The organism is Kouleothrix sp., from assembly GCF_046328425.1.
Taxonomy (GTDB): Bacteria; Chloroflexota; Chloroflexia; order Chloroflexales; family Roseiflexaceae; genus Kouleothrix.
Map to the genome: position 1 here is coordinate 148,304 of NZ_JAXLWP010000007.1, position 22,389 is coordinate 170,692.

The 22,389-nt window shown below is 65.4% G+C and carries 18 protein-coding genes and 1 pseudogene; 4 read left to right on the forward strand and 15 right to left on the reverse strand.

Features of this window, described 5'->3' with window-relative positions; all coding sequences use genetic code 11:
- The first annotated feature begins 16 nt into the window (after positions 1-16).
- Positions 17-172: a hypothetical protein gene (locus U0177_RS07960; protein ID WP_409570075.1), complete on the forward strand. Its 156-nt coding sequence runs from the start codon at positions 17-19 to the stop codon at positions 170-172.
- Between the two features lie 180 nt (positions 173-352).
- Here the strand turns inward: U0177_RS07960 and U0177_RS07965 are convergent, their stop codons facing one another.
- Positions 353-1,297, reverse strand: a complete 945-nt coding sequence (locus U0177_RS07965) for an NADP-dependent oxidoreductase (RefSeq protein ID WP_409570076.1) — start codon at positions 1,295-1,297, stop codon at positions 353-355.
- Positions 1,298-1,536: 239 nt separating this feature from the next.
- Positions 1,537-1,863: pseudogene (locus U0177_RS07970) on the reverse strand (LLM class flavin-dependent oxidoreductase); the annotation flags it as partial.
- A 426-nt stretch (positions 1,864-2,289) separates the two neighbouring features.
- Here U0177_RS07970 and U0177_RS07975 point away from each other — a divergent pair.
- Both U0177_RS07975 and U0177_RS07980 read left to right on the forward strand, forming a co-directional pair.
- Positions 2,290-2,985: a response regulator gene (locus tag U0177_RS07975; protein ID WP_409570077.1), complete on the forward strand. Its 696-nt coding sequence runs from the start codon at positions 2,290-2,292 to the stop codon at positions 2,983-2,985.
- A 32-nt stretch (positions 2,986-3,017) separates the two neighbouring features.
- Positions 3,018-4,484 carry an ATP-binding protein gene (locus U0177_RS07980; protein WP_409570078.1) on the forward strand — a complete coding sequence of 489 codons (1,467 nt, stop codon included), beginning with the start codon at positions 3,018-3,020 and terminating at the stop codon, positions 4,482-4,484.
- Between the two features lie 17 nt (positions 4,485-4,501).
- Here U0177_RS07980 and dnaA read toward each other — a convergent pair whose 3' ends face one another.
- The 5 genes from dnaA to U0177_RS08005 all read right to left on the reverse strand — a co-directional run bounded on the left by dnaA (position 4,502) and on the right by U0177_RS08005 (position 12,340).
- A complete protein-coding gene (gene dnaA / locus U0177_RS07985) occupies positions 4,502-5,974 on the reverse strand; it encodes a chromosomal replication initiator protein DnaA (protein WP_409570079.1) in 1,473 nt (490 codons plus the stop codon).
- A 489-nt stretch (positions 5,975-6,463) separates the two neighbouring features.
- Positions 6,464-7,093 carry an SMC-Scp complex subunit ScpB gene (scpB, locus tag U0177_RS07990; protein ID WP_409570080.1) on the reverse strand — a complete coding sequence of 210 codons (630 nt, stop codon included), beginning with the start codon at positions 7,091-7,093 and terminating at the stop codon, positions 6,464-6,466.
- An 84-nt stretch (positions 7,094-7,177) separates the two neighbouring features.
- Positions 7,178-8,290, reverse strand: coding sequence for a M24 family metallopeptidase (locus U0177_RS07995; protein ID WP_409570081.1), 1,113 nt, complete (start codon positions 8,288-8,290; stop codon positions 7,178-7,180).
- A gap of 131 nt (positions 8,291-8,421) precedes the next feature.
- A complete protein-coding gene (locus U0177_RS08000; RefSeq protein ID WP_409570082.1) occupies positions 8,422-10,395 on the reverse strand; it encodes a GAF domain-containing protein in 1,974 nt (657 codons plus the stop codon).
- Between the two features lie 88 nt (positions 10,396-10,483).
- Positions 10,484-12,340, reverse strand: a complete 1,857-nt coding sequence (locus tag U0177_RS08005; RefSeq protein ID WP_409570083.1) for a peptidoglycan DD-metalloendopeptidase family protein — start codon at positions 12,338-12,340, stop codon at positions 10,484-10,486.
- Positions 12,341-12,820: 480 nt separating this feature from the next.
- Between U0177_RS08005 and U0177_RS08010 the strand changes: the two genes are divergently transcribed.
- Positions 12,821-12,985, forward strand: coding sequence for a hypothetical protein (locus U0177_RS08010; RefSeq protein WP_409570084.1), 165 nt, complete (start codon positions 12,821-12,823; stop codon positions 12,983-12,985).
- Between the two features lie 322 nt (positions 12,986-13,307).
- On the opposite strand, the gene U0177_RS08015 is transcribed toward U0177_RS08010, so the two are convergent.
- The 8 genes from U0177_RS08015 to U0177_RS08050 form a co-directional block, all read right to left on the reverse strand.
- Positions 13,308-14,984: a peptide ABC transporter substrate-binding protein gene (locus tag U0177_RS08015; RefSeq protein ID WP_409570085.1), complete on the reverse strand. Its 1,677-nt coding sequence runs from the start codon at positions 14,982-14,984 to the stop codon at positions 13,308-13,310.
- 6 nt (positions 14,985-14,990) lie between these two features.
- Positions 14,991-15,257, reverse strand: coding sequence for a preprotein translocase subunit SecG (secG, locus tag U0177_RS08020; protein WP_409570086.1), 267 nt, complete (start codon positions 15,255-15,257; stop codon positions 14,991-14,993).
- 69 nt (positions 15,258-15,326) lie between these two features.
- Positions 15,327-16,760, reverse strand: coding sequence for a GGDEF domain-containing protein (locus U0177_RS08025; RefSeq protein WP_409570087.1), 1,434 nt, complete (start codon positions 16,758-16,760; stop codon positions 15,327-15,329).
- Between the two features lie 356 nt (positions 16,761-17,116).
- On the reverse strand, positions 17,117-18,166 hold the full coding sequence (locus tag U0177_RS08030) for a 2-oxoacid:ferredoxin oxidoreductase subunit beta (RefSeq protein WP_409570088.1): 1,050 nt from the start codon (positions 18,164-18,166) through the stop codon (positions 17,117-17,119).
- Positions 18,167-18,188: 22 nt separating this feature from the next.
- A complete protein-coding gene (locus U0177_RS08035; RefSeq protein WP_409570089.1) occupies positions 18,189-20,030 on the reverse strand; it encodes a 2-oxoacid:acceptor oxidoreductase subunit alpha in 1,842 nt (613 codons plus the stop codon).
- Positions 20,031-20,310: 280 nt separating this feature from the next.
- Positions 20,311-20,730 carry a hypothetical protein gene (locus tag U0177_RS08040; RefSeq protein ID WP_409570090.1) on the reverse strand — a complete coding sequence of 140 codons (420 nt, stop codon included), beginning with the start codon at positions 20,728-20,730 and terminating at the stop codon, positions 20,311-20,313.
- 67 nt (positions 20,731-20,797) lie between these two features.
- Positions 20,798-21,160, reverse strand: a complete 363-nt coding sequence (locus tag U0177_RS08045) for a hypothetical protein (RefSeq protein ID WP_409570091.1) — start codon at positions 21,158-21,160, stop codon at positions 20,798-20,800.
- Between the two features lie 235 nt (positions 21,161-21,395).
- Positions 21,396-22,160, reverse strand: coding sequence for a Type 1 glutamine amidotransferase-like domain-containing protein (locus U0177_RS08050; RefSeq protein WP_409570092.1), 765 nt, complete (start codon positions 22,158-22,160; stop codon positions 21,396-21,398).
- Positions 22,161-22,389 lie beyond the last annotated feature (229 nt).

Here is a 22,389-nt window from a genome sequence, read left to right on the forward strand (position 1 = left end):
TTATTGTGGAGGCGAGATGCGCGAAGCAAACGATGAGCAGGCAGAGCAGCCTACCTGCAAAACCGCCGCCGACGAAGAGGCCGAGTGCCCGCAGTGCGTAGGTGTCATGCGGCTCTGGGCCGGGTTCTACCGCTGCCCCAACTGCGGCTACAAAGAAAGCTGCTGCTTCTAACGCTTGCAACCGAGGCTAGGGCCTACGCAGATTACCTTGTTCGGCATCGCAATGCGGCAGATTTGCCTGAGGCAGCGCGGAAACGCATACCGTACAGAAGCAAGGCGCGCTCTGCCATCGGCAGAGCGCGCCTTGATTGTTTCTCTGTGCTATGCTGCCGCAGGCGAGGCGCCGATACCCTCAGCTGGCGACCTCCAGCACCACGCGGCCGGTGGTGTGCCGGCCCTCGACCTTGGCGTGCGCGGCGGCGGCCTCGGCTAGCGGCAGCACCGAGTCGATCACCGGGCGAACCCGGCCCTGCTCCACCAGGTCGGTCAGTGCGGCCAGAATATCGTGCGCCGGGCCAAGCGCCATCGCGAACTGCTGGCGGGCGCCGCGCGCTGCGGCGGCCTCGGCGTCGGGCGGCTGCACCAACGACACGAGGATCCCGCCCGGCTTCAGCACGCCCCACGAGCGCGCCTGCGTGTCGCCGCCGACGGTGTCGAGCACAATATCGACATCGTGCACCGCGTCTTCGAAAGGGCCGGCGGTATAGTCGATCACCTCGTCGGCGCCGAGCTGGCGCACCAGATCGAGCTTTGGCCCCGAGGCTGTGGCGATCACATAGGCGCCGCGCGCTTTCGCCAGCTGCACGCCGACCGTGCCTACGCCGCCGGCGGCCGCGTGGATCAGCACTTTTTGCCCTGCGCCAATGTTCGCCCCGTCGACGAGCGCGCGCCAGGCCGAGAGCGCCGAGTGGGGCAGGGATGCGGCCTCGGCGAAGCTGAGCGACGCCGGCTTGAGCGCCAGGTCGGCCGCGGCAATGCTGGCGTACTCGGCATTCGCGCCCAGGTGGGCCGGGTCGCTGCGGCCGTATACCTCGTCGCCAGGTGCGAAGTCGTCGACGCCCGCGCCGACCGACACGACCACGCCGGCCAGGTCGAGCCCAGGGATCAGCGGAAAGGAGTACGGGTACCAGCCGGCCATGTAGCCCGCGCGCGCCGCCGTGTCGAAAGGGTTCACCGTGGTCGCGTGTACGCGGATGAGTACCTCGCCATCGCCGACGCTGGGGCGCGGCGCGTCCTCGAAATGCAGATCGCCGGCACCGCCATACGCGTGCAGCTGTATGGCCTTCATGGTTGCCATCCTGTCCTCCTTTTCAGCCTCGCCACAAACCACAGGGTGCACACCCATGATACGAGGGATACGGCAGGAGTCTATTGGTAATTCTACGTATTCCGTTTTTTCCGCGAGTGGAAGCGTACGTAGTCTTATCACGCCCGGCTGATCGCCTGCGGTATGCGGTGGGGGCGGTGGGGCGAAGGCGCCGCTTCGACGGCGGCCATCTGGGCGCGTGGCGTGCTTGCTGTATTCGGCGGGGCGGGGTGGCGAAGCACATCCACCGTCGAGGCGATCTTCGCCAGCAGCGCCGGGTTGCGGTAGCCAATACACGTCACCATCTGGCCAATCTTCACGCGCTCGGTATCGCGCGCCAGCGCCGCCGTGATCGTCCAGGCCTCGAACACCGCCTCTTGCTCGATCCGTGGCACGGTATGAAAATGATCATATACCCAAATCGAGTCGTACACAGCGAGCCCATCGGCCGCCTTGGCCACGCGCGTCATCGCCTCGTACTTCTCGATCGGGTCGGCAATCTCGATCAAATCAAGGCGCCAGCCCTGCGGTACGAACGTCCCAAACCGAAGTGTCATGATCGCCCCTTTCTACAGGCCCTCGTGAGGATCAAGCTGCCCGAAGCACCACGCGCGGTGTATGGTGCCAACAGGATGTTCTGCGTGCTGTGGCCCCCAAGCCCCCAGCACTTGTATTTCGAACCTATTGTACCCGAGATACGCCAGCGATATACTGTATGGGGCCTTAAGCAGTTACGCGGTTTCGCGTCTCGATGCGGCGAGATTGCAGCCTGCGGCAGCATGGTACTCGGTCATCTTTTTTGTGCGGTTTTTCCGCGCGCCACGCGGAAAAACCGCACACAGACACAAAGAACGTACCACTCTGCCGAAGGCAGAGCGCGCCAAATACGTCAATCCTGCTTTAATCAGTTCCTCATTCTGGCGTGTTATATGTTGTTATACGCGGCGATAACGCGCCATGTTGAAAAAGAGTACAATAGCGCTATGCGAATTCTTGTGGTTGAAGACGAGCCAGCAATCGCGGCGTTTATCACACAGGGTCTATCCGAGGTCGGCTACGCCGTCGACGCGGCAGGCGACGGTGCCGAAGCGCTGTACTGGGTCGGCATCGCCGAGTACGACGCGATCATTCTCGACGTTATGCTGCCCGACACCGATGGGCTGGCGGTGTGCGGCACTCTGCGCGCGCGTGGCATCGCCACGCCGGTGCTGATGGTGACCGCGCGCGACGCGATCGACGATCGCGTGGCCGGCCTCGACAGCGGCGCCGACGACTACCTGGTGAAGCCATTTGCCTTCGCCGAGCTGCTAGCGCGCCTGCGCGCGCTGCTGCGCCGCGAGCCGGTGTTTCGCGGCACGGTGCTGCAGCTGGCCGATCTCACGCTCGACACAGTCGGCCACACCGTCCAGCGCGACGGCAAACCGCTCACACTTACCAGCAAAGAGTATAGCCTGCTCGAGTTTATGATGCGGCACCCCAACCAGACGCTCACGCGCACGGCGATCGCCGAGCACGTCTGGAACTACGATTTCGACAATGTTTCCAACCTGATCGACGTGCATATCTTCGGGCTGCGCCGCAAGATCGACGGGGCGCACCCCGTCAAGCTGCTGCACACGGTGCGCGGCGTCGGCTACCGGCTTGGCACGCTCGAGCACGACGACCCGAACGCCAAGTAGCGTTCCAAACCATGATCAAGCAGAGGCACTCCATGCAGAACTTTTCGTACACGCGGCTGGCCAGCGCGCTCAGCTGGCGCAATCGCAGCGCGCTCCGCTCGATCCGCTGGCGGCTCACCGGCTGGTATGTGTTTCTGCTGAGCTGCGTGCTATTTCTGTTTAGCGCCGGCACATACGTGGCCGTGTATCGCCTGCTGGTCGAGAACTTCGACGAGATCCTGGCGAGCCAGGCCAACCTGATCGTGCAGACCATCGCGATCGAGAATAGCCAGCTGACCTTCAATAACGATACGCTGCGCATCGGGCGGATCAACGATGAGCACCTGATCCGGATCTACAGCGCCGACGGCACACTGATCTTCAACGACAACCCGAAAGAGAACACGCCCGAGCTGGCCGAGCAGGTGCCCGACGCACTGCAGGGCGAGCGGCACAGCACCCAGATCGACGGGCACGACGGGCTTTTGCGCGTGCAGACATTCCCGATCACCAAGGACAGGAAGGTCACTGGCGTGCTGCAAGTCGGGCTATCGTTTGAGGATGTGGGCGATACCATGCGTGCGCTGCTGAAGGTGATGCTGGTGCTGGCGCCCGGCATGCTGCTGCTGGCAAGTGGCGGCGGCTTCTTTCTGGCCAATCGCGCGCTTATGCCGATCGATCGGATCACGCGCGCGGCCCAGCAGATCAGCGCGGAGAACTTCAGCCGGCGGCTCGATCTGCGCGGCCCCGACGACGAGGTAGGGCGGCTGGCGCGCACCTTCGACGCCATGATCATGCGGCTGCAGGCCGCGTTCGAGCAGCAGCGCCGCTTCACCGCCGACGCATCGCACGAGCTGCGCTCGCCGCTGACGGCGATTATCGGCCAGATCGACGTGGCGACTGAGCGGCCGCGCGATGCCGAGAGCTACCGTGCGACGCTGCTAAGCGTGCGTGAGCAGGCCCAGCGGCTGGCGCGGATCTCGAACGACATGCTGTTCCTGGCGCAGTCGGAGGCGCAGTCGCGCCCGGCCCACAACGAGCTGATCGACCTGGGCGAGCTGCTGCCGGCGATCGTCGCGCAGGCCGAGCCATTGGCCGAAGCGCGGCACCAGACGCTCGCGCTGGAGCTTGGCGAGCAGCTGGTTGTGCGCGGCAACGAAGACGACCTGATCCGCTTGTTTCTCAACCTGATCGACAACGCCATCCGCTACACACCGCCAGGCGGCACGATCGTGGTGGAAGCCGCGCGCGCGGGGGAGCCTGCGGCCTTCGGCCAGCAGCAGCGGCCAGGGGTATGCGTGCAGGTGCGCGACAGCGGGCCGGGGATCGCGCCCGAGCACCTGCCGCATCTCTTCGAGCGCTTCTTCCGCGTCGACCGCGGGCGCAGCCGGGCGCAGGGCGGCAGCGGCCTGGGGCTGGCGATCGCCCAGACGATCGCCCAGGCGCACGGCGGGCAGCTGAGCGTCGAAAGCGCGCCGGGCAAGGGCAGCACGTTTACGGCAATCCTGCCGCAGTGCTGAGGGTTGAGCGCCCGGCGCTACATCGCCTGATACAGCCGATCGCGGATCGTCACGACCTCCTGGCGCAGCCGTGAGTCGGAGTTAATCTCCTCGCCGATCTTCTCGCAGCCGTAGATCACCGTCGTGTGGTCGCGGCCGCCCAGCATTTGGCCGATATCCATTAGGCTGGCGTCGGTTTCTTCGCGCAGCAGGTACATGGCTACCTGGCGCGGCACCACGATATTGCGGCTGCGGCCGCGGCCCTGCATGGCGCGCAGATCGACGCCGTAGAAATCGGCCACCTCGCGCAAGATCGCGTCGGTGGTAAGCCGCTTGCGCCGGCTGGTGTCGAGCAGCTCGTTCAGCGCGGCCGTCGCCACCTCGACGCTCACTGCCGTGCCGTACATCTGGGCGTAGGCCGCCACGCGGTTGAGGCAGCCCTCGAGCTCGCGGATGTTGCTCTGGATGCGATGCGCCAGGAAATCGATCACCTCGGGCGGAATATGCATCGACATCTGCTCGGCCTTGGCGCGCAGGATGGCCGTGCGCGTCTCGAGGTCGGGCGTCTGCACGTCGACGATCAGGCCCCACTCGAAGCGCGAGCGCAGGCGCTCCTCGAGCGTCAGGATGGCCTTGGGCGGCCGGTCCGACGAGATCACGATCTGCTTGCCTGCCGAGTGCAGCGTATTGAAGGTATGGAAGAATTCTTCCTGGGTGCTTTCTTTGCCGGCGATAAACTGGATATCATCAATCAGCAAAATATCGATATTGCGATAGCGAATGCGGAACTCTTCAGTCTGCTGGCGGCGAATAGCGTTAATGAGATCATTCGTAAATTTTTCCGACGAAACATATAGCACATTGATCTCGGGATCGCGATCGAGCGCATAGTTACCGATTGCGTGTAGCAGGTGGGTTTTTCCTAGCCCAACGCCACCATACAGGAACAGCGGATTGTAGGCCTGAGCCGGATGCTCGGCTACAGCCATGCACGCGGCATTCGCGAGGCGGTTGCTCGAGCCGACGATGAAGCGATCGAAGGTATAGCGGGCGTTGAGCATCCCCGAGCGCATGCTGCTCGAGAACTCGAGCTGCTGCATATTCAGCCGCTCGTAGCGATTACCGGCATCGCTGGCGTGGCCGTTGGCGTAGCCGTTGCCATTGGTGCTGGCGGGGTTATAGGCCGGCGCTTGCTCAAAATCGGGCATATCGTCGTCCTTGCCGTACTCACGGCTGGTGAGCCGGTTTTCGGCCGAAACCGGCTGAGGCGAGGCGATCACCACGCGTACCTGCACCGGGAAGCCGATCAGCTGGCTGATCAGATCGCGCAGCGGGACGGCATAGCGATTCTCCAGGCCCTCTTTAAAAAACGCGCTCGGCGCGCCGATCGTGGCAATGCCATTATCGACCGACAGCAGCGTCGCGCGCCGCAGCCAGGTGTTAAACTCGTGCCGCGAGGTTTGCACCTGCATGGTTCCGAGTGTTGAATTCCAGATTTTGGTGAGGTTCACACCAACCTCCATCAGAGACAAAGATAGACGAGCGGTGCGCGCCGACACTCAGCACGCACCGGTTCTTCGGCCTCACTGGCGTAATAATTGTCCTTGCGGGAGTGGATTGGCCCGGATGAATTGAAACAGTGTTATGCAGCGATGATGATCATACCCCATGCGACCTCTCTTTTCAAGCCGGATCAAGCCTTAGTTCTATTACGTTTGCTTATACAGGGTCAGGTGCGAGTAGGGGTAGTGCTTGTGCCAAATGCGCCTTGTTCATCAACATATGTCGAGCAAGCTGCATTGACATTGTGGATAACCTGGCGAAAATCTGTTCGAGCGATCAGCGGTTTGGGCCTTCACCATCAGCTTTTACGAGTCACAATTCCTGTCAAGTCTTTTCCACACGGCTGTGGATAATTTTGGGCAGCTGTGGAGAACTTGGCGGTTTGCGGCAGGCGCGGCGCGCGGGCGACTCAGCTTGCACCGATGTATCCGCCCGCGCTACATTGCACGAGCCTCAGGCCCGGCTGCGGCTTCGGCCAACGGCTGCGCAGCCAGAGCGGGCGTGCTGCTCTCGGCGCTGGGGCGCGCGACCGGCTCGGGCAGGTCGAGCGGCGGCAGGTCGGCCAGGCGGCTTAGGCCAAACTGCCGCAGAAATTCGTCGGTGGTGGCGTACAGGATGGGCCGGCCAACCGTTTCGAGCCGCCCGGTCTCGGCGATCAGGTCGCGGCTGAGCAGCGCGCGGATCACGCCGCTGCTATCGACGCCACGTAGCGCGTCGACCTGAGCGCGGGTGATCGGCTGGCGGTAGGCGACGATCGCCAGCGCCTCGAGCGCCGCCGGCGACAGCCGGGCCTGTGGCTGCACGCCCAAGAAGCGCTCGATCGCCGCAGATGCCTCGGGCGCCGACACCAACTGCACCTGGTCGCCGTGGCGCTGCACGCGCACGCCACGGCCGGCGCACGCGGCAGCCAAGTGCTCCAGCGCGGCCTCGACCGCGTCAGCCGGAAGCTCGAGCGCCTGTGCCAGCTGTGCGACCGTAAGCGGCTCACCGGCGATAAACAGCAGCGCCTCGACCAGCTGCGGAGCCGAGGGCGAGGGCGGGAGATCGAAGAGTGGCGGTTGTTCCATGGTTATTCCGGCCAAGAGACAGGCGACAGGGAGACAAGCAGCGGCGGGATGGCTGCTTATCTCCCTGCCTCTGTGTCTGATACGTCAGGCTTCGACAACAATCAGATCGCGCTCGAACGAGGTCAGGCTCTCGGCGCCATCGGCGGTGATCACCACGTCGTCCTCGATCCGCACGCCGCCAACGCCGGCGACATACACGCCAGGCTCGACAGTGAACGTCATCCCAGGCACGAGCGGGCTGGTGCTGCCGGACACGATATATGGCGGCTCGTGCACCTCGAGCCCGAGGCCGTGGCCGGTACGGTGCAGAAACTGCGGGCCATAGCCGCCGGCGGTGATCGCCGCGCGCGCGGCCTGGTCGATCTGCTCGCCGCTGGCGCCTGGCCGGGCTGCGGCGCGGCCGGCGGCATTCGCGGCCTGCACCAGCTCATAGATCCGCCGGGCCTCGCCGGAGGGCAGGCCAAGCGCTACAGTGCGGGTAATATCCGAGGCGTAGCCATCGAACCAGGCGCCGCCATCCATGATGATCAAGTCGCCGGGCTGAAATGCGCGGTCGGTGTTCGAGTGATGTGGGTTGGCGGCATTCGGCCCGCTCGCGACGATCGTACCGAACGAGGGCGCGCTCCCGGCGGCGCGCATGCCAGCATCCCACAGCTCGGCCAGCTCGCGCTCGGTCATGCCCACGCGGATCTGCGCAATCGCGGCGCGCAGCGCCTCCTCGACGATGCTCACGGCCCGGCGCATCGCGGCAAGCTCGTCGGCGTCCTTCGCCATGCGCAGCGCCGCCAGTGTCGCGGTGGCATCGCCGACCAGCGCCTCGGGCGCGGCTGCCTCGATGCCGCGCAGCTCGAGCACGCGCATGGCGGTGTACTCGACGCCCAGCCGCGCGCCGTCGAGCCCGAGGTCGGCGGCGGCCTGGCGCATCGCCGCCTCGGGGCCATCGCCGTCGTGCCAGGGGTAGAAGGCGATCGGGAAGCGCGCCTGGGCCTGGGCGCGCGGCTGCTCGAGCGCCGGCAGCACCATCGCGGGCTGGCCATTGGCCGGGAAGAACGCGATCGCCAGGCGCTCGTTCATATGCATATCCAGGCCAGCAAGGTAGCGCATGTTTGCGCCCGGCACCAGGGCGATGCCGTCGATGCCGGCGCGGCGCATCTCGGCGCGCAGGCGATCGAGGCGCTGGGACTGTGTATTCGCCATGTGACACTCCTCGACAAACAGATCGCAGGCCGCGCGAACCAGCCGCAACCTGCGATCAACGCTCGGTTCTCTGCTATGATGCTAAGGCACGGCTTCACGGCGACGAGCCGGAACGCCGGTTTGAACGACGCCTATGCCAGGTCGGCCTCAACGCGCTGCGGGAAGCGAACGCGCGCGCACATCCAGCCGCCGCGCTCGAGCAGCTCGAAATCGCCGGCCAGATCCTCGTTCACCAGCGTGCGGATAATCTGCAGCCCGAGGCCGCTGCTCGAGGCGATCGACTCGCCCGGCCCGTGCGACGGCCCATCGTCGCGCACCTCTACCAGCACCGTACCATGCTCGCGCTGCGTCTCGACCACAACATTGCCGCCCTCAAGCGTGAGGCCGTGCGACATAGCGTTGACAATCAGCTCATTCAGCACAATCGCCAGCACGGTGGCCTCGCGCGAGGCCACCCGCGCCGGCTCGCCGCAGATCTGGAAGAAGATCGGGCGCTCGGGGTTTGCCAGGCTCACGCGCGCACTATCGACGATCTGGCGCACCACCGCGTCGATCGTCGTCACGCCTACATCTTCGCGGCACAGCAGGTTGTGCACCCCGGCGATCGCCTGGATGCGCGCCACGCTATCGCGCAGCGCCTCGGCGCCGCTGCCGCTCGGGTCGAGCCGGCGCTGCTGCATAGCCAGCAGTGCCGAGATGGTTTGCAGATTGTTGCGCACGCGGTGGTGCATCTCCTGCAGCATCGCCGATTTGATCCGCAGCGCGCTTTGGCTCTCGGCATAGAGGCGGGCATTTTCGATCGCGATCGCCGCCTCGTCGGCGAACGTGGAGAGCAGGCGTACCTGCTCGTAATCGAAGTGGCGGGCCTCGCGGGTATACAGGCAGATCGCGCCAATAATGCGATTCTGCTGCACCTTCAGCGGCATGCAGAACAGCGAGTGAAAGCTTTCGCTGGCGGCCACTTGCGCCAGATCGGGGAAGCGCGAGTCGCTATAGGCGTTCAGCACCGCCAACGGCCGGCCCTCGCGCACCGCCTGGGCGATGAAGCTGTGCACGCTAATACCCTGGCTGCCGCCCTGTGTTGCCGCCAGCTCAAGCCGGTCGTCCTCGACCCAGCGGAAGATGTCGGCGCGATCGACACGCGCCAGCTCGACGGCCTTGGCGACGATCAGCTTCAGCACTTCCTTCAGATCGAGCTGCTCGGCGATACGTTTCGACACCTGCTGCAGGGTCGTCAGTTCCTGCACTTTCTGGTGGAGCTGGTCGCCCGTCTGCTGGTACAGCTGCGCATTGACGATAAAGAACGCCAGCTCGCCGGCCACCGTCTCGACAAAATTCACTTCCTCGGGGGTGAAATCGCGCGGCCCGCTCGTCTGGATCGTAATCACGCCCTGCAGCTTATCGGCGCCGACGTGGAAGCGCTCGGCGCTGAACAGCACGATCGGCACCGCAAGCAGCGAGCGAAATGCTTCTTCAGCCAGCATCGGCTCGCGCAAAAAGCGCACGTCGTTGTAGACATCGTGCACCGAGACCGGGCGGCCCTCTTTGGCGGCCACGCCGGTGACGCCGTCGCCCAGCTCGATCCGCACCTGGCCGATCGCCGCGGCGTTCAGGCCGCGCGTGGCGCGCAGCGTCAGGTCATCGCTGGTTTTATCGTAGAGGTATACCGAGCATGCCTCGACGCCGATTACTTCGGCGACGGTCTCGACCACCATCTGCATCGAAGTATCGAGATCGAGCGTCGAGTTGGCCGCCGAGATCACGCGGTGCAGGCCGCTCAGCTCGGCCATGCGCCGCACCAGGTTATTTTCCCACTCGCTGGTGCGCTTTTCTTCGCGTGCCGCGCCGTAGGACATCAGCAGCTCGGCTATGGCCACGCCCGGCTCGATGCCAAACTGCTCGGCCAGGCCCAGCCCGAACTCGGCGAGCACCTCGGGCTCGCCGTCGCGATGGTACCACAGCGCTCCAAGCTGGCGCAGCAGCGCGCGCCGCCGCTCAAGCGACGGTTCGTTCGCCAGCTGGTCGAGCAGCTCGGCGACATTGGGCAGCGATGCACGCAATTCCTCGACCAGCATTGGGAGGATTGCCGATTGGGCTGAAAACATAAACTTCATCCAGTGACGAATCCAGTTCCCGCCACGGCGACGATGCTACGACATTATACCAGCCACGGAGCTTGCCCGGCAAGCGCGATTATGGCACTGGCAGCCACATAACTGCGTCGGCCCACACGCTCAGCTGGCTGGCCTCGGCCAGGTTGCTGACGGAGACGGTTGGCGTATCGCGCGGGTCGAAATCGTAGGTGCCCAGGTCGACCCAGTCGTTGGCGCGATCGGGCTGGCTGATGATGATCTCGGCCTCACCGCCGTGGTAGCGTATGCGGTAGCGCACCTGGTTGGCATCTTCAAGGCCGCTGAGCGCATAGGGAATATAGGCCAGCACGCGGTAGCGGCCGGCGGCAGGCAGCGTAGGGCGCCACACCGCCACAGCCGGGCGCGCCAGCGGGCGCATGCCGAGCGCGCCAAAAGCGTCGGCGCCGCGCAGCGACGGCACAAACAGCGCCGAGCCGCCATAGCCCACAGGCACGGCCTGCCAGCCATCGCCTTCTTTCGAGAACCCGGGCGAGCTGACGTCAACCACCACCGCGCCGTCGGGCGGTGGGCCGCAGGGCGAGGGCCGATCGAGCCACAGCCAGGTGCTGACGCTACCAGCCGGGTGCTGCTGCCATGGGTCAGGCGTGGCTGCGCACCAGCCATACGGGTCGGTATTACGGCCAAGGTACTGCACGCCGAAATGCAGGTGTGGCCCATTCGCGCAGCCGCTCTCGCCGACGATACCGATCGGCTGGCCGCGCGCCACATGCTCGCCGAACTGGGCGTCGACGCGGGCCAGGTGCCAGTACAGCGTACGGTAGCCATTGCCGTGGTCGATGATCACAGCGCGCGTGGCGCAGCCGTCGTCGGCATTGCCGGCAAATACCACCTCGCCGTCGGCAGCGGCCAGCGCCAGGTCGGGCGGCGCGGCGGCGAAATCCCAGCCGTCGTGGCCATTATACGCAAAGGCGATGTCAGTCTCGGTGCGGCCCCAGTAGGTGGTAACGCCCATGGCCGCATTGCGCGTAAGAAACGGCCCGCCATGGTCGAAAAACGAAGTGACGGCGGCGGGATGCTCGAGCGGCCAGGACAGAAACGGCGCGGCCGGCGCGGGCCAGCCCTCGGGCGCCGGGCGCGGATCGCCAAACAGGCGGGTGTAGGTTTCACGAAAACCCGCAAGCAGCGCCGGCAGCCGATCGGGCGTGCTGGTTGGCGCGAGCACCCGCGCGATCACATACTCGCTCATCGTCAGGCCCGGCGGCGGCGGTGTGCTCGAGCTATCGGCGTAGGTGAGCGGTGCGTACCCTGGGAAATCGCGCTTGGCGTAGAGCATCTGCTTTACGGCCCAGCGGATCTGCGCCGAAAGGCCGCGCCGGTTGCCGTTCTCGCCCTGGTAGCCCAGCGCCCAGGCAAGCTGATCAGACGAGGGGCTAGGGCTGGAAAGCAGCCGGCTGCGCTGCTCGAGCAGCGCCAGGATCACCTTGGGGTTGACGCTGTAGTAGCTTGTCTGGCCGACAAGCGCCTCGGCGAAAGAGAAGCGCCCGTCGGAGACCTGCACAACCTGCCGTTTCAGCGTGCCGGGCTGGGTGTCGAGAAACGCCTGGATCTGCTGCGCATAGAAGCCCGGCTCGTAGGCCAGCCGCCGATCGTCGAAGTATGGCGCCGGGCCAGGCGCGCCAGCCGTAGGGCTAGGCTGCGCTGCCGCCGCAACCAAGGCGGGCGCCGTCACGGCAGCCGTAGGCGCGAATGTAGCCGTGGCGGCAGCAGGCCTGGCGGTAGGCGCCGCAGCCGGGGCCGGCGTCGGGGCCGCAGCGGCGTCGGCCGGCGGCCGGCGCCACGCCCACACCGCCAGGGCGCTCAGCAGCACAATCGCAACCGCCAGCACGGCCGCAACGCGGCGCCGCGCCGCAATCGCCGCCCGGCGGGAGCGGTATCGTTGGCGTGATGAATAATCCACAGAGTGTTGAGCAAACGAATAGATAGCCAGGGCGCCGGGCACGCCGGCGGCCCGCGCAGTATAGCGGAAGGCGAACGAAAGTGCAAGGTGTGTTGAGAGCTTGAGAGCCTGGTATACGCTCTTCGCTTGATCACGTATAGATTGTGTTAGGGACTTGGAAATTGTTCATCATCCAGCGGGAGGTTTGGAGGGTCTGCGACCCCTCAAAGGTATTCTTTTTCGCGCTGTGGCAGAGCGGCGGCTCTGCCACAGCGCGAAACAACTTGCGGGGCGGCTTTGCCGCCCGCGCCCCCACCAAATGGGATGATTCGAAAAGAAATTCGGGGGCGGCGAGACGCCCCCACCCCCCACCAAAGCGTACGAAACCAAGCGAATATGCTAGTAGAACAGGGGCTTGCGTTTTTAGAACACCTGTGCTATACTATCGGCACGACGATACAAACGACCATCAATATATGAGACAGGAAAGAAGGTAAGAGCATGTATCGCAAGGAGATCGTCTACGATCGGGAAACGCGCGATTTCGCCATGTACCTGGATGGCGAGCTGATCGGCTTCGCGCGCACCTATCACGAGGCCGAGGTCACCCTGGACCAGCTGGTCTTCGAGCTGATGAGTGGGCAGTACTTTCGCGAGGCGGCCTAGCCCGGCGGCACGCGCGGCCAGGCGCGCACGCTGGCGCGCGGCGTTGAGCGCGCCGCCTTCGCGGGATAGCATATAGAATTAGGACTTACGCAGTTGGCATGCTCAGCCTTCGGCAGAGCGGTACTATTCTCGTATATTGTATGCGGTTGTTTCGCGCGGAGCGCAGAACAACCGCGTACACAAAATGGAGAAGTACCTCGCTGCCGCAGGCTCAATCTCGTCGCTTGAGCAAGCCGAAGAGCGCAAGTGCGTAACTCCTAAGCATAACGACCGGCTGCTCGGTTCGAGCGGCCGGTCGTCGTGTGTTTTGCGGCGCCGGGCGTCAGCGCAGCTCGCCCTGGATCTCGCGAGCGCTGCGAATAAACCAGCGGGTGACGCCACGGAAGCGGCCCTCGCGGCCAAGCAGCAAGTGGCTGCTCGCGATATCGGCAGGGGCGTTAGCCTGATCGATATCCAGGCCCTCAAGGCCCACCGGGGCAGTGTAGATGAACAGTGGCTGGTAGAGCATAATGCTGGGCGCCAGTTCAACCCAGCGGCGCTGAAAATCGCGATAGATCGCGATGCGCGCCTCATCGCTCTCGCGCCGGCCGTCGGCCAATAGCTGATCGACCTGGTCGTCGCGCAGGCCGGCGTAGTTCGTGCCGGCATCGGCCTGCGACGAATGCCAGAGCTCATAGACGTCCGGATCGGCGCCGAGGCGTTGCAGGCCATACAGCGCCATGGTGAAATCGTGCGCAGCCAAGCGCTGGCGCAATGTTTCGGCATCAAGCGGCTGGACATCGACGCGCACGCCGATCTGGCGCCACTGGCGCGCAATCTCATTCGCCACCGCCAGCCGGTCGGGGTCGTCGAGCGTGAGCAGCGGCAGCGCAAGCGGCTGCCCATCGCGCGTGCGGATGCCGTCGGGGCCTAAGCTGTAGCCCAGCGTATCGAGCGTATCGGCCGCACGCTGCGGGTTGGGAGCGTACCACTGTGGATCTTCGAGCGCGGCCCACCAGCCGGGCAAGATAGGGGTATCAAGGCGAGCCGCCTGGCCGTCGAGCGTCTGCTTGAGCAGCGTATCTTTATCGAGCCCCTCGGCCAGCGCGCGGCGGAGCCCCTGGTCGTTCAAGGGCGCGCGGCGCAGGTTGAAGCCCAGCACCACCGCGCTATCGAGCGGGATGGCATGGCGAGCATCGCCGCGCGGTGTCGCGCTCAGGCTTGTTTCGCCCGAGCCGGGCAGCCCGAGGCCCTGGATCTCGCCGCGCGCCAGGGCGGTGCGCGCCAGCTGGCTGCTGGCGTAAAAGCGCAGCTCAAGCGCGTCGATAAACGGCCGACCGCCGAAGTACGCCGGGTTGGCGTTCAGCAGCGCGTGCTCGGAGTTAATTTCGATCAGCCGGTAAGGGCCAGTGCCGACCGGCTTCTGGTTGAAGGGCGCGCTGGCCCAATCGGCCGGCTCAAGCTGGCCGAGCAGGTGCGCCGGCAGGATGGGGAAAGTCGCAACGCTAAGAAACGGCGCAAATGGCGCGGCCAGCGTGCAGCGAACACTGCGCTCGCCAACCTGATCAACCAGCACGTCGCGCCACACCACGCTGACGGACGGGTCGCCGGCGAAGCTGCGGTTCTGGATCGCGCGCAGGGTGAACAGCACATCGTCGATCGAGAGCGGCGTGCCATCGTGCCAGGCAACGTCGGAGCGCAGTGTAAAGGTATACACCTGCCCGGCGTCGTCTTTGATCACCGACTGCGCCAGCGCCAGCTCGGGGCGGCCGTCGGCGCCAATGCGCATAAGGCCGTCGAACAGCAGCGCCCGCAGATCGGCGGCCGCCGGATCAGCCGCAGCATCGCTCAGGAGCGGGTTGAGCTGCTGGGGTACCGCCGGCAGGCCCTCGACATAGGCGCCGCCGGCAAGCGGGTGCAGCACCGCCGCCCTGGTGACGGCCAGGTAGCCCATGAGGCCGAGCACCAGCAGCGCGCCGAAAGCAGCTATCAGGATCTGCCAGCGAATGCGCCGCGCCACAGGCGGTTAGAGCAGACCGGCCCAGCCGCCCAGGCCGGTGGGCACCGCTGTGGAAGTGCCGAAGATCGGCAGGCTGGAGATCAGGGCAAGCAGCAGGAACACCACAGCCAGCACGATCGTCGCCTGATGCAGCGTCTTCTCGAGCCCGCGCTTGGTGCGGTAGATCGAGCTGCTATCGCGGCTCTGCAGGCCGGCGGTGCGGCCCTGGAGGATGACCAGGCCAATCAGCGTCAGGCTAATGATGATCAGAGCAATGTACAGCGCGGTTTCCAAGAAGCCTCCTAGTGGTTTTCATCGCACGGCCGCGCATTATAGCATTGCTCGTGGGGCCGCGCAAGAGGGTTAATCGGCCAGCGGCGCCCCAATTAGCGCGGTGGGCATCTGCGCCATAGCCACGCGATTCTTCCCATCGCGCTTGGCCTGGTATGCGGCATCATCGGCCAGGTCGAGCAGCTTACGCGGGCTGGTAGCGCCGTGCAGTGGATGCACTGCCACCCCGACGCTGGCCGAGATCTGCACCTGCACAACCCCCGAAACCAGCAGTGTGCAATCGAGGGCGGCGCGCAAGCGCTCGGCAATCGCCATCGCCACGCGCCCGTCGGTCACATCGGCCAGCAGCACACAGAATTCCTCGCCGCCATAGCGAAAGCTCAGATCGGCGCTACGCAGCGTTTCCCAGATGATACGCGTGACCGACTGGAGCACCTGGTCGCCGATCGAGTGGCCAAACCGGTCGTTGATGCGCTTGAAGTCGTCGAGGTCGAGCAAGATCAGCGCAAAGCCGCCGCCATAGCGCTGCGCTCGGCGCCAGCTTTGTTCGAGCGCGCTGTTGAACGCACCGCGATTGTACGCGCCGGTGAGCGCATCGCGCACGGCCCGAATGTACAGCCGCGCATTAGCGACGAGCACCGCCACGACGTTAGCAATCGTCGTCAGAAAGCGCATGTCGTCCTGGCTGAACGCCAGCGCCGAGGCAGGATTTACCAGCATCAGCGCGCCAAATGCGCGGCCGGCGTAGCGCAGCGGAGCGCACAACACATGGCCTTCCGCCACGCCGGTTTCCTGCTCGGATACCGGATGGCCCTCGGGGCCGACGCCCGAGCAGATCACGGCGCGGTCGTGGCGCATGGCATACCCGGCGATGCTGCCGGCAAGTGGCAGGCGTAGCAGCCCGGTCAGCCGCTCGGCGGCGGTGCCGAACACCATCAGGTTGCCGGCGCGCTCGTCGCGGAAAAAGATGCGGCTCGTCGCGCCAAACGTGCGGTTGATCTGCTCGAGCAGCTGCTGAAGCAGGGCCGAGGGATCGCGGGTGGCGCCGAGCCGGGCGCTGAGATCGGCCAGCACCTGGGCCTCGAACTGCTGGCGCAGGCGCTGGATGCTTTGGGTGAACGCGAGGATCATGGTATCGACGTCGGCGGTGTGGCCGTTGAGCCGTGCCGCGTCGGCCGCGATGCACAGCACGCCGAGCTGAACGCCATGGATCGCGATCGGCAGGCACAGCAGCGGCTCGGCGGGCGCCGAGCCGTTTGTCGCAGATTGGCCGCCGAGGTTCAGCCAGCTGAGCGCATAATCCAGCATCTGGCTGGTATTCTGCTGGCGAAGTGGCTGAGTGGGGCTATACAGCAGCGCCGAGTGATCGTTGAGCGCCGCTACGACAGGAGCGCCGACGAGCGTGGTGCTGAGATCGACCAGGGCATCGAGGGCGCTCTGCGCGGTTTCGGCTGTGAAAATACGCCTGAGGCCGGTAAGCAATGGCTGAGGTGATGGAGTGCTCATACGTCTACCCTCGAAACTCCCGCGTACGCTGAAACAACCCACGCGCCAGGCAGATGACGAACATGCATCTTGAAACCGAGCGAGCATTAGAAGCGTCGCGGGCAAGGCCGCAGGGGCGTGGCGGCGCGATAGGCAGCCGGGGCCGTAAGCCGATTGTATGATAGCGCTGCGCCGCGTAAAAGTCTATCCTACGATGGTACCATCGCCATTCTCGTACCAGCTCCGTCTGATCGCTTCTTTTGCTATGCCCTGCCCAGCGAAGCCGGGCAGGGCATAGCAAAAGGAATTTCGGGGGCGGCGAAGCCAACCCCGAGCCCCCACATACAGCAAAGGATCAGCCGGATACAGCCTGGGAATTACAGCTCGGCCATCACCTTGGCGAAGGCTTCGCGCGAGGGCCGCAGCTGCTCGGGCGCCAGCTCGCTGAGCGGCGTATCGATCATCTGAATCACCTCGGGCAGCGTCTGCCGGTGCTCGTCGATATAGATCAGGCCGGTGATAAACTCGTGGTTGTTCCGCGCGCTCTCGAGCAGCTCGAGCGCGCGCCACTTGTTCGTCGGGTCGTAGCTGCGGTCGAGCTTCTTCAGCTTGATCGCCGGGCCATCGTGCATCTGCACGATCTGCTCTTCGCCCTCGTCGTACTCGACCTGCACCTCGCTGAAGCTTGGGATGAACTGGATGTCCTGAATGCGCTCTTCGTGCTCCTTGCCGTAGTCGTAGCTCTTGGTCGAGTCGTGGTGGTTGTTGAACGTGACGCACGGGCTGATGATATCGAGCACGGCGGTGCCTTTAAAGCTCATGGCGGCTTTGAGCAGCTCGCGCACCTGCTTGGCGTCGCCGGCGAACGAGCGCGCCACAAAGCCGCAGTCGGCCACGAGCGCCTCGATGCACACGTCGATCGGCGGCAGCACATTGGTGCCGGCATACTTCAGCTGCTGGCCGACATCGGCGGTGGCCGAGAACTGGCCCTTGGTGAGGCCATACACGCCGTTGTTCTCGACGATATAGACCATTGGAACATTACGGCGCACCATGTGCTTGAACTGGCCAAGGCCAATGCTGCCGGTATCGCCGTCGCCGCTGATGCCGATCGCGAGCATGCTGCGGTTGGCCAGCACCGCGCCGGTGGTAACCGAGGGCATGCGCCCGTGCAGTGTGTTGAAGCCGTACGATCGGTTGAGGAAATAGGCCGGCGTTTTGCTCGAGCAGCCGATGCCGCTCATCTTGATAATCTGGCTGGGCTGCAGCGACAGCTCAAAAGCCGCCGCGATGATCTGGCTGGTGACGGAGTTATGGCCGCAGCCCTGGCACAGCGTCGAGTCGCCGCCGCGGTACTCGGTCTGGGTCAGGCCGATCAGGTTGATGTTCGCCGGGCGGCCGTTCGCGGGTTTTGTATCGACAGTCATATCTATACTCCTAGCTGGGTAGTTACTGGCGTTCCTGCTCGACGATCGCCTCGGCCACAAAGCGCGCGCTGAGCGGCAGGCCATTGCAGATCCGCACCGAGCGAATGCTGCCGGCCTGCTCGGGGGCGTGCAGCTGCACCAGCTGGTGCATCTGGCCATCCTGGTTCAGCTCGATCACATACACGCGCTCGTACTTGGCCACGAACTCGCTCACCGCGTCGCCAAGCGGCAGGGCGCGCAGGCGCATGTAGCTGGTGGCGATGCCGGCGCCGTCGCGCAGCCGGTCGCGGCCTTCTTGCACAGCCGCGTCGGTGGAGCCGTAGGCGATGATGCCGACGCGCGCGCCCGCGACTTCGTCGACAACCGGCGCCGGCACGAGCTTGCGTGCGGTGTCGTGCTTGCGCGACAGGCGATCGAGGTTGTTCTGCCAGTCGGCGGGCTTTTCGCTGTACTGGCCGAACTCGTTATGGCCGGTGCCGCGCGAGAGGTAGGCGCCGCGCGCGTTGGTGTTGCCCGGCAGCGTGCGGTACGGAATGCCGTCGCCGTCGATGTCGAGGTAGCGGCCCCAGCGCTCGACCTGTTTCAGCTCGTCGGCGCTCAGCACCTTGCCGCGGTCGAGCGGCTGCGCGGGGTAATCAAACGGCTCGGTCATCCAGTTATTCATGCCCAGGTCGAGGTCGCTCAGCACGAACACCGGCGTCTGCAGGCGCTCGGCAAGGTCGAAGGCGGTGTAGCCAAACTCAAAGCACTCGCGCATGGTGCCGGGCAGCAGGCAGACGTGGCGGGTATCGCCGTGGCCAAGCGTGTAGGCGGTGAGCACATCGCCCTGTGAGACGCGCGTAGGCAGGCCAGTGCTCGGGCCCATGCGCTGCACGTCCCAGATCACGGCGGGCACCTCGGCGAAGTAGGCGATACCGGCGAACTCGGTCATCAGCGAGATGCCCGGGCCTGATGTGGCAGTCATGGAGCGCGCGCCTGCCCAGCCGGCGCCCACGACCATGCCGATCGCGGCCAGCTCGTCCTCGGCCTGCACGATCGCGTAGGTCGGCTTGCCGGTGTCCGGGTCGCGGCGCAGCTGCGGCGCATACTCATTCACCGCGTCGATCAGGCTGGTGGAGGGGGTGATCGGGTACCAGGCCACCACTGTAACGCCGCCCATCAGCGCGCCGAGGCCGGCGGCCGAGTTGCCATCGATCAAGATCTGGCCGGCGGTCAAGTTCATGCGCTCGACGCGGTACGGGTCGGATTTCACCAGGTGCTCGCGGGCCCAGGCGCGCGCAGCCTCGACCATCGTCAGGTTCAGGTTTATGGCCGACGCCTTGCCGTGGAAGTGGTAGTTGAGCGCGGCGACGATCTCGTCCATGTCGATGCTCAGCAGCTCGACCAGCACGCCGACGTAGGCCATGTTGGCGACGTAATCTTTGAGCTTGGACGGCGGGTTGACCTGTTTCAGCAGCTCTTTGAGCGGAACGGCGTAGCTGGTGACATCGGCGCGCGGATTGGCGAACTTAATATCGTCGGGGTGCACGCACACGCCGCCGGGCGGCAGCGCCGCGAGGTCGTCGTCGGCGGTTTTGGCATTAAACGCCACCACGATCTCGGTGCCCTCGCGGCGGGCGATATAGCCCTGCTTGCTAACGCGAATGGTGTACCAGGTAGGCAGGCCGGCGATGTTCGAGGGGAACAGGTTCTTGCCGCTCACCGGCACGCCCATCTTGAAGATAGCTCGGATCAGCGTGTTGTTGGCGGTCTGGCTTCCTGAACCGTTGACTGTGGCCGCAACGATCGCAAAGTCGTTGACGATTGGCCCGCGCGCATCGACGCTCGCTGGCCGCGTGGCGGGTTGGGCTTCGATCACACTCATTTCCTGACTCCACGGATGCGAAAAGATACCAATGAATCAAAAAGCGCCGATTGCAGCGGGCATCTGCCCGACCAGCACATCGACCCTTGTTCACGGCTGGCCGCCATGGCCTCTACTACATATGAATATAACGTTGCCCGCGCGCACCAAGATGCGGCCAGCGCGCGAATAGGGTGTATTATAGCACTTTCCAATCGTTTGGGATATAGGGTTTTCTTGCGGGCGTGGGGGGCGGCTGCACCGCCCCCACGCCCGCACCGCAGGGCCGGGCTTGTATCGGCTAGCGGCCCTGCGCGCCGGCGCGCTCGAGCGCGCGCGGCATCACGGTGATCGGCTGGGCCAGCACATAGGCGTACAGCGCTAGGTACAGGCCCTCGGCCAGCAGCGAGGCCACGCCCATCGGTTCGAGCCACTCGTCGTCGACCTCGAGGCCGGGCAGGCCAATCGTGCGGCTGATGGCATAGCCGACGATCGAGCCGAGCGCGATCAGCGCGCCGAGCGACCAGCCCCAGCTGCGCTGGCGGCGGAAGATACCCGCCGCGGCGATCAGCGCGCCGGCGGCGTTCAGGAAGAACAGCACGCCCTTGTACGCAGCCTCCTCGTAGTTCTCGGGCGCCTCGACCAGGTGAATGAGGCCAGTGGCGAGGATCAGCGCGATGCCGATCCACACCAGGGTGCGCGATAGTACGATTGTACGCATAGCGATCCTCCGTGTGCTATTGATTTGGTTGCAAGCAGCAATGTATATGGCAAGCGAAGTGCCGAAGCTACCTCGCAGAAATGCCGTTGATCAGCGCGAGCGCGCAGCCGGTGGCGCCGATCGCCGCGAGCGCGACCGCCAGCAGCATCGTGCGGCCGAGTCGCAGCACGCGCCGCCGCAGCGCCAGATGCAGCCCGAGCCAGAGCGCGAGCCACGCGGCCAGCACCAGCCCGACGACATCGCGGCTGGCGATACCCAGCGCCAGCGCGCCGCCCAGCAGCACCAGGCCGGCGCCCGCGGCAAGCGCGGTCGCAGCTGCGGCGCCGTTCGGCCGGGGCGGGTAGCGCACCAGCTGAAGCACGGCCAGCTGTTTGGCCCGGCTGGCGCGCGGGCGCTCGGGCGCGGTTGATGCCGTTTGCGAGATGCTCATTGCGCTGCTCCTGTTCGTGTGCTGCCGTTTAACTGATTTTTAACACGAGGCTACGGTACCATGCCGGCGCGCTGCGCGTCTAGGCATGGATGTTCAATGCGTGTTCAGGCACGGGGGCAGCTGCGCGAGCGCGCAGAATAGGGGCGCGTAGTGCACTGGTATGCGGAGAAACAACAAGCACGCGCCGATACACTCTGTATCAGCGCGTGCCAGAAGCACTGCCGGATGTGCCAGCTCAGCCCGCGAACGGCAGCGGCACGTCGTCGCCGGCGTGGTAGCGCGCGCGCTCGCCGGCGGTGCTAAACACCGAGACGCTCTGGCGGCCAAGCACCTGCCAGCGCCACGAGCCAGGCGTGCCGGTGCGCACCAGCGCGGTATCTTCGTCGACGCCGACCAATGTGAGGCCGGCAGGGGCCGACGCGAGGATGGCGCGGAACATTGCCTGCCCGGCGAAGTCGGCGACGCGGTCGAAGTGCGGCATCAGCACCAGCTCGGGCACTACGCCGAGCGCCGGCAGCCAGCGCGGGGCATCGCCGCGCATCACCGAGCGTACGCTGAGGGTGTAGCCGCCCAGCATCATCGCGCCGGCGCTGCAGCCGGCCAGCACCGCGCCCGCGCGCCAGGCGGAGTGCACGATCTGCCATGCCGGCGTGCCGCGCAGCGTCTCGATCACATACTCGGGGTTGCCGCCCGAGAAGTAGTACATATCGGCGCCGCGCAGCGCGGCCAGCACCGGCTCGTCGGCGGCGTCGGGGGCGCCTACCAGGTGCACCGGCGTCGCGGCGACGCCGAGCGCGCGGAAGTGATCGACGCCCATGGTGTTCCAGCGCTCGGGCATGCCCAGCTCGAGCCCGCTGGCGGTTGGCAGCAGCGCCACGCGCGGCGCCGCCGAGGCCAGCGTGCTCAGCAGGAAACGGTCGATGTCGAGCATCTGCGGCAGGTACTCGCCCGAGCCCACCAGGGCGATCGCTCCGGGCTGAGACGGTTGTGTTTCCATCATTGTGCTTGCATCCACAGCTTACGTATGTTTCAAACCAGCATTCCAGTGTATGAGGCTTGATCGGAAATAGGGGAGCCGGAGGGACTCTGTCCCTCCGAACCTCCCTGGTGGGGCGAGTATGGTAGCTTTGCTATCATACTCGCCCCACCAAGAGAAGATTTTTGGGGGGGGGGCCCCCCCCCCCCCCGAACCCCCACAATACAGCAATACAGCAAGTGATCAGCGCTGG

Coding starts and splice junctions, on each gene's coding strand:
- U0177_RS07980 (WP_409570078.1), top strand. CDS start 3,018: ATGCAGAACTTTTCGTACACGCGGCTGGCCAGCGCGCTCAGCTGGCGC.
- U0177_RS08045 (WP_409570091.1), bottom strand. CDS start 21,160: ATGAGCATCTCGCAAACGGCATCAACCGCGCCCGAGCGCCCGCGCGCC.
- U0177_RS08025 (WP_409570087.1), bottom strand. CDS start 16,760: ATGAGCACTCCATCACCTCAGCCATTGCTTACCGGCCTCAGGCGTATT.
- U0177_RS08010 (WP_409570084.1), top strand. CDS start 12,821: ATGTATCGCAAGGAGATCGTCTACGATCGGGAAACGCGCGATTTCGCC.
- U0177_RS07965 (WP_409570076.1), bottom strand. CDS start 1,297: ATGGCAACCATGAAGGCCATACAGCTGCACGCGTATGGCGGTGCCGGC.
- U0177_RS08035 (WP_409570089.1), bottom strand. CDS start 20,030: ATGAGTGTGATCGAAGCCCAACCCGCCACGCGGCCAGCGAGCGTCGAT.
- U0177_RS07975 (WP_409570077.1), top strand. CDS start 2,290: ATGCGAATTCTTGTGGTTGAAGACGAGCCAGCAATCGCGGCGTTTATC.
- U0177_RS08050 (WP_409570092.1), bottom strand. CDS start 22,160: ATGATGGAAACACAACCGTCTCAGCCCGGAGCGATCGCCCTGGTGGGC.
- scpB (WP_409570080.1), bottom strand. CDS start 7,093: ATGGAACAACCGCCACTCTTCGATCTCCCGCCCTCGCCCTCGGCTCCG.
- U0177_RS08030 (WP_409570088.1), bottom strand. CDS start 18,166: ATGACTGTCGATACAAAACCCGCGAACGGCCGCCCGGCGAACATCAAC.
- U0177_RS07995 (WP_409570081.1), bottom strand. CDS start 8,290: ATGGCGAATACACAGTCCCAGCGCCTCGATCGCCTGCGCGCCGAGATG.
- U0177_RS08040 (WP_409570090.1), bottom strand. CDS start 20,730: ATGCGTACAATCGTACTATCGCGCACCCTGGTGTGGATCGGCATCGCG.
- U0177_RS08000 (WP_409570082.1), bottom strand. CDS start 10,395: ATGTTTTCAGCCCAATCGGCAATCCTCCCAATGCTGGTCGAGGAATTG.
- U0177_RS07960 (WP_409570075.1), top strand. CDS start 17: ATGCGCGAAGCAAACGATGAGCAGGCAGAGCAGCCTACCTGCAAAACC.